Consider the following 11,975-nt stretch of genomic DNA (forward strand, 5'->3'; position numbering starts at 1 on the left):
CCGGGCCGTTCTCCGCTTTCGCGTTTCCCTTTCCGGCGGTTCCAACCTTACCAGACTCTTTTCCGTTCCGTTTCCGGTCCGAATTTGAATTCCGGTGGCCGTTGGAGGGCCTTTGCCTTTCGGCGCTCCCCGACTTTATCAGAAGCATTTCGGGTCGAGCTAATCGACCGTCGTGATTCGAAAAGGGAATCGGGATGGCTCCACAGTGGAAGATTTTCCGGTGGGAGCGAGAGAGATATTAGCGGCTGCACTCGATCTTGTCCAGTTCGAGGCAACCGTTTGAATCTACCTCCCCACAGAAGCCGTGTCAACGGTTTTTGTGGGCGGAGAGGAGAGTAGCAGTCCGGCGGGCTCCGACGCACATCACGCGGCGGTGGGGAGCTCCGCGCTTCGCTCGGACGCATCCACGTCGCCCGTCTCGCCCGCGCGCGCGGCGCGGCCGCCGAGTACGTACACGTACGCGAAGAACAGCAGCTCAGCGGCGATCCCGATGCCGATGCGCGCCCAGGTGGGCAGGCCGGACGGGGTCACGAAGCCCTCGATGGCGCCGGACACGAACAGCACCAGGGCCAGGCCGATCGCCATGCCCACGGCGGCGCGTCCCTGCTGGGCGAGGGCCGTGCGGCGGGACAGCGGGCCAGGGTCGATGACCGTCCAGCCCAGCCGCAGTCCGGTTCCGGCAGCGACGAAGACCGCGGTCAGTTCGAGAAGCCCGTGCGGGAGGACCAGGCCGAGGAACGTGTCGAGGCGCCCCACCGAGGACATCAGTCCTGCGCCCACGCCGAGGTTGAGCATGTTGAGGAAGAGGATCCAGAGCACGGGGAGGCCGAGGAAGGCTCCGAGGACCAGGCACATGGCGGCGGCCTGGGCGTTGTTCGTCCACACCTGTGCGGCGAAGGACGCCGCCGGGTGGCTCGAGTAGTACGTCTCGTACTCACCGCCTGGGCGTGTCATCCGGCGCAGGTCCTCGGGGGCCGCGATGGAGCCCTGGACCTCCGGGTGGGTGGCGATCCACCAGCCGATGACCGCCGCGAGCACGGTGGAGAGGACCGCCGTCGGGATCCACCAGCGGCGCGAGCGGTAGACCGCGGCGGGGAAGCCTGCCGTGAGGAAGCGGACCGCGTCGCGCCAGGACGACTTCCGGGTACCGGTCACGGTGGCACGCGCGCGTGCCACGAGCTGGGTGAGGCGCGCGGTGAGCAGCGGGTCCGGGGCGCTCGACTGGATCAGGGAGAGGTGGGTGGCCGTGCGCTGGTAGAGGGCGACGAGTTCGTCCGCCTCGGCGCCCGTCAGCCGCTTGCCCCGGCGCAGGAGCTCGTCGAGGCGGTCCCACTCGGCTCGGTGGGCGGTCACGAAGACGTCGAGGTCCATGTTCGGCTGCTGCTCCTGGACTGGGTGCGTACGGGGCGTACTCCTGCGGCGCGCTGCCGGTCAGCTTGGCAGACTGGCGTTCGGAGGGGTCTGGAAGGGCGAGGAAGGGCGGGCAGTGTGAGCGGGGTTGTCACGGGGGACGCGGTCGTACTGGGGTTGCAGCCGGCGAAGCTGCCGACGCGTGCCCTGGCGCTGGCCGTCGACCTCGTCGTGGTGTGGACGGTGTACCTGTTGCTCACGCTCGGGCTCGCCCTGGCGACGGCCTCGCTGGACGACGCGGCGCAGACGGCCGTGTCCATCGCCTCGTTCCTGCTGGTGCTGGTCGGGGCGCCGATCGCGGTGGAGACGCTGACGCACGGGCGCTCGCTGGGGAAGCTGGCCTGCGGGCTGCGGGTCGTACGGGACGACGGCGGTCCCATCCGCTTCCGGCACGCGCTGGTGCGCGGGGCCATGGGCGTCGTGGAGATCCTGATGACCTTCGGGGTCGTCGCCTGCATCGCGTCGCTGGTGTCGGCGCGGGGGCGGCGGATCGGTGACGTGTTCGCGGGGACCCTGGTCGTACGTGAGCGGGTGCCCGCGGGTCGGGCGGTGGTGGTGCCGCCGCCTCCGCCGTGGCTGGCGGGGAGGTTCGCCGAGCTGGACCTGTCGGCCGTGCCGGACGAGTTGTGGCTCGCGGTGCGTCAGTACCTGACCCGGGCCGGGCAGCTCGATCCGCAGGTGGGGCAGGGGCTGGCGGAGCGCCTGGCCGGTGAGGTGGTGGCGCGGACCGGGGCTCCGGCGCCGCAGGGGATGCCCGCCGCCCACTTCCTGGCTGCCGTGGTCGGTGAGCGCCAGGCCCGGGATGCGCGGCGGGCCTTCGGCGGTGGGAGTGGAGGGAACCCTGGGGGTTCTGGAAGCCCTGGGATTCCTGAGGTTGGTGGGGCTGGTGTGGTGTCTGAGCCTTATGGGGTTGGTGGTGTGGGTGGGGGGTTTGGGGCTTCTGCTGTGCAGCCTGGCGCTGGGGGCGGGGCCGCGGTGCCTGGTGGTGGCGGGGTGCCGGTGAGCGGGGAAGGCCGTGAGGCCGGGGGCGCCGCTGGTCAGCCGCCTGCGACCGGGTTCGCTCCGCCTGCCTGAGCGGGCTCAGGACTCCGCGGCGAACGTCGAGGGCGGGGTCTCCAGGTGTTCCAGCTCGATCCCGGGGGCCGCCAGGACTACGTCGCCGGCCAGGTGGACCGTGTGCCGCTCCCCCGTGTCCAGGGCGCTGACCTGGTACTCGTCCACGATCAGGGGCCCGTTGTCAGTGGCGTGCGCTTCACTTTTCACCAGGGCCCAGGACTGGTCGACGGTCAGGGGGGCGAGGACCGGGTCCGTGAAGGAGACCAGGCGGACGCGTGCCGACGGGGAATCGGGGGTGAGGCGCAGGAGTCGAGCCGTGGCGACGAGGAAGGCCGGGGACGAGCCGGTGAAGGCATGGGCGCGCACATTGCCTTCGGCGGCCTCGGTGCCGGCGGGGTCCGAGCGGACCCAGGTGACGCCGTCGAGCGCGGCGCCGCGGATCTGCCAGCTCGCGGCGTGCAGTTGCAGGCGGATGGGGCGGCCCAGTTCGTCGAGGGCCAGGTCGACGGAGCCCGCGTGGTCACCCGAGGGGGTCGTGCGCTGGGAGACGTAGCGCCAGCCGGAGGGGCCGGGGGCGCAGTGGAAGTGCTCTTCACCGAGGGGGGTGTGATCGTGGGGATCGTGGAGCGAATAGCGGCCGCGGGGCATGGGCTCGGGGGTCCTGGGGGCTTTGGGGGCGTCTTCCCGGACGCCCGGGGCCGTGGTCCGGCATGGGGCGGGGGCTGACGCGGGGCGGGCGGGCTCTGGCGGGGTCCGGGTGCGGGGTACGGGTGCGGGTGCGGGGTGCGAGGTCGGTCGTAGGGCCGGGCGCGGAGGTGGCGCTCGCTCGCCGAACCCGGTGCGGCGTGGGGCTGGTCCCGCGCGGGGCGGGGCCCGAGGGGCGCTGGCCCCGGGAGGTCGTGGGGCCGGGAGACCCTAGGCCCGAGAGACCCTGAGGCCGGGAAGCCCGGGGGCCGGGAAGCCGAGATCCGAGATCCTGGGCGAGCAGGCCGTCAGCCTGAGCCGGATCGTGGTCGCGAGCAAGGGCGGGGTTCCGGAGAGCTGAGTTCCTGAGGCCGTGGCCCCGACCAAGGTCCCGCCTGGGCTCGTGGCGAGGTCGTGGTCCCGAGCGAGGCCTTGGTCCTGTGCGGGGTGGGGTGGGGCTTCTCTGGTGGCGGCTCACGGGGGCCCGAGGGCGCACCGGGTGCGGGACCGGGACGTACCCTGCCCGCCCCTTCCCGAACGCCTCCGGCGGCGAGAGGGGGGCGGAGGGGCTGGGCTCGGGCCCGACGACCCGGGTCCGTTCTCAGGTGTCCGTCCTCGGACGCCGGACGGGCTGGGATCCACCTGGTGGGGCGGCAAGGTCGGGCACGGGGTGGCCGGGCTCGGCCCCCGGCGGGTCCTGGGGACTCGGCGGGGGCCGGCCGGGGCCGTCAGTAGCGGTAGTGGTCGGGCTTGTACGGGCCCTCGACCTCTACGCCGATGTACGACGCCTGCTCCGGGCGGAGGGTCGTCAGCTTGACGCCGAGCGAGTCCAGGTGGAGGCGGGCGACCTTCTCGTCCAGGTGCTTGGGGAGCACGTAGACCTCGGTCGGGTACTCCTCGGGCTTGGTGAAGAGCTCGATCTGGGCCAGGGTCTGGTCCGCGAAGGAGTTCGACATCACGAAGGACGGGTGGCCCGTCGCGTTGCCCAGGTTCAGCAGCCGGCCCTCGGAGAGGACGATCAGGACCTTGCCGTCCGGGTACGTCCAGGTGTGGACCTGCGGCTTGACCTCGTCCTTGACGATGCCCGAGGTCTTGGCCAGGCCGGCCATGTCGATCTCGTTGTCGAAGTGGCCGATGTTGCCCACGATCGCCTGGTGCTTCATCTTGGCCATGTCGGCGGCCATGATGATGTCCTTGTTGCCCGTGGTCGTGATGAAGATGTCGGCCGTCTCGACGACGTCGTCCAGGGTCGTGACCTGGTAGCCGTCCATCGCCGCCTGGAGGGCGCAGATGGGGTCGATCTCGGTGATGATCACGCGGGCGCCCTGGCCGCGCAGCGACTCGGCGCAGCCCTTGCCCACGTCGCCGTAGCCGCAGACGACGGCGGTCTTGCCGCCGATCAGGACGTCGGTGGCGCGGTTGATGCCGTCGATGAGGGAGTGGCGGCAGCCGTACTTGTTGTCGAACTTCGACTTGGTGACCGCGTCGTTGACGTTGATCGCCGGGAAGAGGAGGACGCCGTCGCGCATCATCTCGTACAGGCGGTGCACGCCCGTGGTGGTCTCCTCGGTCACGCCGCGGATCTCGGAGGCGAGCCGGGTCCACTTCTGGCCGTCCTCACCGAGGGTGCGGTTGAGGAGGGTCAGGATGTGGGCGTACTCCTCGGAGTCGGCCGTCGACGGGTCCGGGGCCGCGCCGGCCTTCTCGAACTCGACGCCCTTGTGGACGAGGAGGGTGGCGTCGCCACCGTCGTCCAGGATCATGTTCGGGCCGCCGGTGGGGGTGTTCGGCCAGGTCAGGGCCTGCTCCGTGCACCACCAGTACTCTTCGAGCGTCTCGCCCTTCCAGGCGAAGACCGGGACGCCCTGGGGGTCCTCGGGGGTGCCGTTCGGGCCGACCGCGATGGCGGCGGCGGCGTGGTCCTGGGTGGAGAAGATGTTGCAGGACGCCCAGCGGACCTCGGCGCCGAGGGCGACCAGGGTCTCGATGAGCACCGCGGTCTGCACGGTCATGTGCAGGGAGCCGGTGATCCGGGCGCCGGCGAGCGGCTGGCGCTCGGCGTACTCCTTGCGGATCGACATCAGGCCGGGCATCTCGTGCTCGGCGAGGGTGATCTCCTTGCGGCCGAAGGTGGCCAGGGAGAGGTCGGCGACCTTGTAGTCCTGTCGGTTGGCGACAGTCGACATGGTGAGCTGCTCCTCGTGAGAAGGGTCGAGGGTGGGTACGGCTGGCTCTGCGGCGGCGGACACAAGGGTGCCCTGGCGCTCGCAGTGCAGTCGTCGGAGGCCCTCTCTCCCTCGGCCGGTCCGCAGGACGAACCGCCCGACCGCCATCAGCAGCGACGTCTGGCTCTGGTCACGAATCTACACCGATCGGCCGAGCGGTCCACAGTCCGTCCTGAGCCGTACGGCGCGCCGTTACCGGGCCTTGGGACCCCCGGGAAAGAGGCCTTCAGGACTTTTGATGACGGACTTATGTGTTGCACGATGCTGGAGGATCGGAATCATCCGCTCCGATCACGCGCCCACGAAGCGTTAGGAGAACCACGTGACGAGTCCGGCTGGCGGGCAGCGGAAGGTGAAGCTGCTCGCGGTGACCGCCTGTCCGACGGGCATCGCCCACACCTACATGGCGGCCGAGAAGCTGGCCCAGGCCGCGGAGGCTCTCGGTGTCGACATCAAGGTGGAGACGCAAGGCTCCATCGGGGCTGAGAACGTACTGACTGACAACGATGTCAGGGAGGCCGACGGCATCATCATCGCGGCCGACAAGGACGTCGACCGCAGCCGGTTCGTGGGGAAGAAGGTGCTGGCCGTCGGCGTGGCCGAGGGCATCCACCACCCCGAGCAGCTGATCGAGCGGGTGGCGAGCGCGCCGGTGCACCAGGGCGCCGGCGGCGGCTCCGAGGCGGCCTCCGGCGGCGGCAGGGAGCGCAGCGCCGCGTACAAGGCGCTGATGAACGGCGTGTCGTACATGATCCCGTTCGTCGTGGTCGGCGGTCTGCTGCTGGCCGTGTCGCTGTCGCTGGGCGGCCACGCGACCGACAAGGGCCTGGTGATCCCCGATCACACCTTCTGGTTCTACGTGAGCAAGCTCGGCGAGACCGGCTTCAAGCTGATGCTGCCGATCTTCTCCGGCTACATCGCCTACGCCCTCGGCGACCGTCCGGCGCTCGTGCCCGGCATGATCGGCGGCTTCCTGGCGGCCGACGCCGTGAACATCTACGGGGCCGACGCCAACGCCGGATTCCTGGGTGCGATCGTCACCGGCTTCCTGGCCGGCTACCTGGTCCTGGGCCTGCGCAAGGTCAAGGTGCCCAAGGTCGTCCAGCCGATCATGCCGATCATCGTGCTGCCGATCGTCTCGACCCTGGCCCTCGGGCTCTTCTACATCTACGTCATCGGCCAGCCGATCTCGTGGGTCTTCACGCACCTGACCAGCTGGCTGAACGGGATGACCGGCTCCAGCGCGGTGGTCCTGGGCGTGGTCATCGGCCTGATGATCGCCTTCGACATGGGCGGCCCGGTCAACAAGACGGCCTTCCTGGTCAGCGCCGGCCTGATCGGCACCAACAACGCCGTGATGGGCATGGCCGCGGCCGCCATCCCGGTCATGCCGCTGGGCCAGGGCCTGGCGACCCTGCTGCGCAAGAAGCTCTACAGCAAGCAGGAGCAGGACACCGGCCTCGCGGCGCTCTTCATGGGCTTCTTCGGCATCTCCGAGGGCGCCATCCCGTTCGCCGCCGCACGGCCCGCGCAGGTCATCCCGGCGAACATGCTCGGTGGCGCGGTGGCCGGTGCCATCGCGGGCATCGCGGGCGTCGAGGACTCGGTGCCGCACGGCGGCCCGATCGTGTCGCTGTTCGGCGCGGTCAGCGGCGTCGCGATGTTCTTCGTGGCGATCGTGGCGGGCACCCTGGTCACGGCCTTCACCACGAACGCCCTGGTCGGCCTGCGCGAGCGCAAGGCCGAGGGCGGCGCCCCGGCCCTCGCCCCCGAGCCCGTGCTCGCGGGTGTGGGCGCCGGTGCGGGCGCGGGTGCGGCCACCGCCGCCGTGTCGCGTACGGAGCCCGCCAAGGCGCCGGCTCCCGCCCCGGCGGCCCCCGCCGCCGAGGCCGCCGCCGGGGCCGGGGACGAGGTCCTCTCCGGCTATCTGACCGAGCGGACCGTCAAGGTCGGCCTCGCCGCCTCCGACAAGGAGGCCGCGATCCGCGAGCTGGCCGCCATGCTGGCGACCACGGGCAACGTGGCCGACGAGGAGGAGCTGGTCCGCACCGCGCTGCGGCGCGAGGCGCAGGGCACCACGGGCCTCGGCGAGGAGATCGCCATCCCGCACGCCAAGACCGACGCGGTGACCTCGCCGACGGTCGGCTTCGCCCGCTCCGACGAGGGCGTCGAGTGGGGGTCCCTGGACGGCACGAAGGCCAAGCTGATCTTCATGATCTCGGTGCCCGAGGCCGCCGCCGGTGACGAGCACCTGCGGATCCTGGCCCTGCTGTCGCGCAAGCTGATGGACACCGGCTTCCGCGAGCGCCTGATGGCGGCGCCCGACGAGGCGGCGGTCGTCGACGTGCTGCGCGAGATCTGCTAGCGGACGGCGCGCGGCGGAGTACGGGGAAGGGCCCGGGACGATCGGTCGTCCCGGGCCCTTCCCCGTACGCGGTACTCGGTACGCGTCGCTCGCGGTCGTACGAGCGGTCAGCGGCCGCCCGGCGTGGCCTCCTGGTCGGCGCCCTTGGCCGCCTCCGCCTCGCTGTAGATGTCCGGCTCCAGGTAGATGACGCGGGCGATCGGGACGGCCTCGCGGATGCGGGCCTCGGCGGCGTTGATGGCGGCGGCGACCTCGGCCGCCGTGTCGTCGTGCCGCACCGCGATCTTCGCGGCGACCAGCAGCTCCTCGGGGCCGAGGTGCAGCGTGCGCATGTGGATGAGGCGGGTGACGGTGTCGCCGTCGACGACGGACGCCTCGATCTTCCGTACCTCTTCGAGGCCGGCCGCCTCGCCGAGCAGCAGCGACTTGGTCTCGCCGGCGAGGACGATCGCGATGGCGATGAGCAGGATGCCGATGCAGAGGGTGCCGATGCCGTCCCAGACGCCGTTGCCGGTGAGCAGGGCGAGGCCGACGCCGCCGAGGGCGAGGACCAGGCCGATCAGGGCGCCGAAGTCCTCGAGCAGGACGACCGGCAGCTCGGGGGCCTTGGCGCGGCGGATGAACTGGCGCCAGCTGAGCTTGCCGCGCAGCTCGTTGGACTCCTTGATGGCGGTGCGGAAGGAGAAGCCCTCGGCGATGATCGCGAAGACCAGCACGCCGACGGGCCAGTACCAGTGCTCCAGCTCGTGCGGTTCCTTGATCTTCTCGTAGCCCTCGTAGATGGCGAACATGCCGCCGACCGAGAAGAGCACGATGGAGACCAGGAAGGCGTAGATGTAGCGCTCACGGCCGTAGCCGAAGGGGTGCTCGGGCGTCGCCTCGCGCTTGGCCTTCTTGCCGCCGAGCAGCAGCAGGCCCTGGTTGCCGGAGTCGGCGAGCGAGTGGACGCTCTCGGCGAGCATCGACGAGGAGCCGCTGAAGAGGAACGCGACGAACTTGGAGGCCGCGATGGCGAGGTTGGCGGCGAGTGCCGCCACGATCGCCCTGGTTCCGCCTGACGCGCTCATGGGTGTACGTCTTCCCTTCGTCGGTGCCTGCGTCGATGCCGCCGTGCGTGTGCGGCCGTTCGGCCGCACATTGTTGCATCAGGCCACGACGGTCGCGCGGAAGAGCGTTCCCGCACCGGACAGTTCGACCTTTTCGCCCGCCGGTACGAACACGGACCCGCCCGGGGCCAGGGTGACCTCGCCGGTCTTCGGGCGGCCCGCGGTGGCGAGGAGGACCTGCGGCGTGGCGGCGGTGAGGTCGACGGGGGCGGCGCCCTCGGCCCGTACGAACCGGGACAGCCGGAACTCGTCGATCGGGGTCTCGTAGACCTCTTCGCCGTCGGCCGACGCCTCGGGGCGCAGCACGCCGGGGTCGGTGGCCTCGAAGCGGACCACGCGCAGCAGCTCGGGGACGTCGACGTGCTTGGGGGTCAGGCCGCAGCGCAGCACGTTGTCGGAGTTGGCCATGATCTCGACGCCGAGGCCGTCGAGGTAGGCGTGCGGGACGCCGGCGCCGAGGAAGAGGGCCTCGCCGGGCTGCAGGGTGACGAAGTTGAGGAGCATCGCGGCGATGACGCCGGGGTCGCCGGGGTAGTGCCGGGCGATCTGCGCGTACGGGGCGTGGTCGCCGCCGAGCCGGGCGCAGGCGGCCGCGGCCTCGGTGACGGTGGCCGCCATCGCGGTGCGGTCGGCGGTCAGGACGGCGGTCAACACCTCGCGCAGCGCGGCCTCTTCGGGGCGGGCGTGCAGCAGGTCGACGTACGGCTTGAGGGAGTCGACGCCGAGGGGTTCGAGCAGGGCGGCGGCCTCCAGGGGCGGGCGGAAGCCGCACAGGCCCTCGAACTCGGTGAGGGCGCAGATGAGTTCGGGCTTGTGGTTGGCGTCCTTGTAGTTGCGGTGCGGGGCGTCCACCGGGATGCCGGCGCGCTCCTCGGCGTCGTAGCCCTCCCGCGCCTGGGCGAGGTCGGGGTGGACCTGGAGGGAGAGCGGGGCGCCCGCGGCGAGCAGCTTCAGCAGGAACGGCAGCCGGGGGCCGAACTTCTCCACGGCCGCGGCGCCCAGCTCCCCCACCGGGTCGGCGTCGACGACCTCGTTCAGCGGACCGCGCGGGGTGCCCGAGGGGGCTCCGGGGTGGGCGCCCATCCACATCTCGGCCTGGGGCTCTCCGGTGGGGGCGGTGCCGAGGAGTTCCGGGATGGCCGTGGTCGACCCCCAGGCGTAGGGGCGAACGGTGTTGGCGAGGCGGTCCATGGAGCTGCTCCTTGCTGGTTCGTACGGGGAGTGTCCGGCCGCTCCTTCGCCCTCGCCCCCCGGCACCGGCGCGAGCGGCCGGGCACGGTCTCAGTCGCCGCCCGAGGCCAGGGCCAGGTAGACGGCGGCGAAGTCGGTGAGCGCGACCAGCTCGGCCAAGGCCTCCAGCTCGGTGCCCTCCTCGGGCTCCAGCTCGCTGACGGCGATGTCATGGCCGAGCGCGAGCTCGCGGGCGGCCGGGGCGGCGGTGAGGCCCCCGGCGGGCCGGTCGCGGAGCAGGACGACGCGGGCGCGCGGCGGCCCGGGGTCGTCGACGCGGTCGCGGAAGAAGTCGTCGGGGTCGCCGCCCGCCGAGGAGGTCCCGGCGAGCAGGGCGGTGTGCGCGGGCAGCGCCTCGGGCAGCTGGGCGGCGAGCGCGGCGTGGCCGGAGAGTTCGGCGAGCACGGCGGCGAAGCGGCGGCCGACGGGGTCGGCGAGGGTGCCCTCGGTCCAGATCAGCGGGAGGGACTCGGCGAGCTCGGAGGCCAACGTCTTGGCCGGGTTGCTGTACGTCGTGACGGCCGGGCCGCAGCGCTCCGCCGTGTGGTCCAGGCGGTCGGCGACCTTCTCCAGCGCCTCGGGCGGCGCGCTGACCAGGCCGACCCGGTCGAGCAGGGCGAGCACCGGGACGAGCAGCGCCCACAGGGAGCCGGGGCTCGCCGCGGGGTCCTCCTCCCGCTCCCCGGCGTGGGGCGCGGCGGCCATCGGCACCACCAGGCCCTGGGACCCGCTGATGCCCTCGGTGAGCGGGGAGCGGCGGGGGGCGACGGCGACGACGGTGCAGCCGCGCCGGTACGCCTGCTCGGCGAGCAGCGAGAGGCCGGGCTCGGAACCGTCGGTGGTCGCGATGAGCAGCAGGTCCACCGAACCGGCCCAGCCGGGCAGCTCCCAGCGCAGGGCGCCGGCGGCCGCGGCGACACCGGTGGGGTGGATGCGGGTGACCGGGGCGACGCCGCCGGTGAGGGCGGCGACCACGTCGGCCACGCCGGTCGCGGCGGTGCCGGGGCCCGCGACCAGGACGGCGCGGGGACGGCCCTCGGGCTTCAGCGCGCCGATGCCCGCCTCGTCGGCGAGCCGGGCGGCGGTGCGCACGCGGGCGCCCGCCTCGGCGGCGCCGCGCAGGAGGCCCCGGCGGTCGGCCCGGGCCAGCGCGTCGGGGGCGTCGAGCAGCGACTCGTCGAGCATGAGGGGGGTCTCCGATCGCCGGGGTGGAGCCGGGGGGCCGGGTGGCCGGTGGAGGAGTGCCTGCGGAGGGGTGCCTGCCGGGGGCGCCCGCTGAGGAGTGCCTCGTGCCGTCAGGCGGGGCGGCGGGCCTCGTCGACGAGGAGGACCGGGATGCCGTCGCGCACGGGGTAGGCCAGGCCGCAGTCGGCACCGGTGCAGATCAGCTCGGGGGTGTCCGTCGCCGTGAGGTCGTCGAGGGGGGAGTGGCAGGCCGGGCAGGCGAGGATCTCCAGGAGGCCGGCTTCGAGCGGCATGGGGTGGTCCCTTCGGGGGTGCGCTTCGGGTGCACGTCAGCCTACCGCCGGGGTGGGGGTGCTGGTCGGCCCGCTGGTCGGCCCGCGCCCCGCACCCCGGGTGAGGCGGTCGGGGTGCGGGCCTTCCAGGGCGCTGACGCGGTCGTGGTGCTGTGCCCACCCATCCCCAAGTTCTCGGCTCCGCTCGAACTGGGGAGACCCCACTCGCCCCTGCGGAACGATTGCCCACAGCAAGGCGGTGGTGCTGTTACGCGCGGACCAGGGCCAGGACTTCGTCCCGCAGCTTGGTCATCGTGTGGGTGTCCCGCGCTTCGACGTTCAGGCGCAGCAGTGGTTCGGTGTTGGAGGGGCGCAGGTTGAACCACCAGTCATCGGAGGCGACCGTCAGGCCGTCCAGCTCGTCCAGGGTGGTCCCCGGCTG

9 protein-coding genes and 1 pseudogene are annotated in these 11,975 nt (G+C 72.3%); 2 read left to right on the forward strand and 8 right to left on the reverse strand.

Annotated elements, in window-relative coordinates:
• Window positions 1-363 precede the first annotated feature (363 nt).
• Window positions 364-1,371 (reverse strand): stage II sporulation protein M, encoded by a 1,008-nt coding sequence (locus ABT160_RS44915; RefSeq protein ID WP_351655640.1) that lies wholly within the window; start codon window positions 1,369-1,371, stop codon window positions 364-366.
• A gap of 117 nt (window positions 1,372-1,488) precedes the next feature.
• On the opposite strand from ABT160_RS44915, the gene ABT160_RS44920 reads away from it, so the two are divergent.
• Window positions 1,489-2,484 (forward strand): RDD family protein, encoded by a 996-nt coding sequence (locus tag ABT160_RS44920; protein ID WP_351655643.1) that lies wholly within the window; start codon window positions 1,489-1,491, stop codon window positions 2,482-2,484.
• Window positions 2,485-2,490: 6 nt separating this feature from the next.
• Here ABT160_RS44920 and ABT160_RS44925 read toward each other — a convergent pair whose 3' ends face one another.
• On the reverse strand, window positions 2,491-3,114 hold the full coding sequence (locus tag ABT160_RS44925; protein WP_351655646.1) for a hypothetical protein: 624 nt from the start codon (window positions 3,112-3,114) through the stop codon (window positions 2,491-2,493).
• 764 nt (window positions 3,115-3,878) lie between these two features.
• A complete protein-coding gene (gene ahcY / locus ABT160_RS44930; RefSeq protein WP_351655649.1) occupies window positions 3,879-5,336 on the reverse strand; it encodes an adenosylhomocysteinase in 1,458 nt (485 codons plus the stop codon).
• Window positions 5,337-5,697: 361 nt separating this feature from the next.
• Between ahcY and ABT160_RS44935 the strand changes: the two genes are divergently transcribed.
• Window positions 5,698-7,740, forward strand: a complete 2,043-nt coding sequence (locus ABT160_RS44935) for a fructose-specific PTS transporter subunit EIIC (protein WP_351655652.1) — start codon at window positions 5,698-5,700, stop codon at window positions 7,738-7,740.
• Window positions 7,741-7,847: 107 nt separating this feature from the next.
• Here the strand turns inward: ABT160_RS44935 and ABT160_RS44940 are convergent, their stop codons facing one another.
• From ABT160_RS44940 to manB, 5 genes and pseudogenes are all read right to left on the reverse strand, one after another.
• Complete coding sequence (locus ABT160_RS44940; RefSeq protein ID WP_351655655.1) at window positions 7,848-8,807, reverse strand: cation diffusion facilitator family transporter; 960 nt, start codon at window positions 8,805-8,807, stop codon at window positions 7,848-7,850.
• A gap of 78 nt (window positions 8,808-8,885) precedes the next feature.
• On the reverse strand, window positions 8,886-10,037 hold the full coding sequence (gene manA / locus ABT160_RS44945) for a mannose-6-phosphate isomerase, class I (RefSeq protein ID WP_351655658.1): 1,152 nt from the start codon (window positions 10,035-10,037) through the stop codon (window positions 8,886-8,888).
• Window positions 10,038-10,127: 90 nt separating this feature from the next.
• Entirely contained in the window at window positions 10,128-11,261 is a 1,134-nt protein-coding gene (locus tag ABT160_RS44950) for an SIS domain-containing protein (RefSeq protein ID WP_351655660.1), read from the reverse strand.
• A gap of 110 nt (window positions 11,262-11,371) precedes the next feature.
• Window positions 11,372-11,554 (reverse strand): Trm112 family protein, encoded by a 183-nt coding sequence (locus ABT160_RS44955; RefSeq protein ID WP_351655663.1) that lies wholly within the window; start codon window positions 11,552-11,554, stop codon window positions 11,372-11,374.
• Window positions 11,555-11,801: 247 nt separating this feature from the next.
• Window positions 11,802-11,975 (reverse strand): annotated as a pseudogene (gene manB / locus ABT160_RS44960) (phosphomannomutase/phosphoglucomutase); the annotation flags it as partial.

This window comes from Streptomyces sp. NPDC001941, from assembly GCF_040296945.1.
In the GTDB taxonomy this organism is placed as follows: Bacteria; Actinomycetota; Actinomycetes; order Streptomycetales; family Streptomycetaceae; genus Streptomyces.

Excerpts from the sequence above, each read along its gene's own strand:
- ABT160_RS44925 (WP_351655646.1), bottom strand. The coding sequence starts at position 3,114 with ATGCCCCGCGGCCGCTATTCGCTCCACGATCCCCACGATCACACCCCC.
- ABT160_RS44940 (WP_351655655.1), bottom strand. The coding sequence starts at position 8,807 with ATGAGCGCGTCAGGCGGAACCAGGGCGATCGTGGCGGCACTCGCCGCC.
- ABT160_RS44915 (WP_351655640.1), bottom strand. The coding sequence starts at position 1,371 with ATGGACCTCGACGTCTTCGTGACCGCCCACCGAGCCGAGTGGGACCGC.
- ahcY (WP_351655649.1), bottom strand. The coding sequence starts at position 5,336 with ATGTCGACTGTCGCCAACCGACAGGACTACAAGGTCGCCGACCTCTCC.
- ABT160_RS44955 (WP_351655663.1), bottom strand. The coding sequence starts at position 11,554 with ATGCCGCTCGAAGCCGGCCTCCTGGAGATCCTCGCCTGCCCGGCCTGC.
- manA (WP_351655658.1), bottom strand. The coding sequence starts at position 10,037 with ATGGACCGCCTCGCCAACACCGTTCGCCCCTACGCCTGGGGGTCGACC.
- ABT160_RS44950 (WP_351655660.1), bottom strand. The coding sequence starts at position 11,261 with ATGCTCGACGAGTCGCTGCTCGACGCCCCCGACGCGCTGGCCCGGGCC.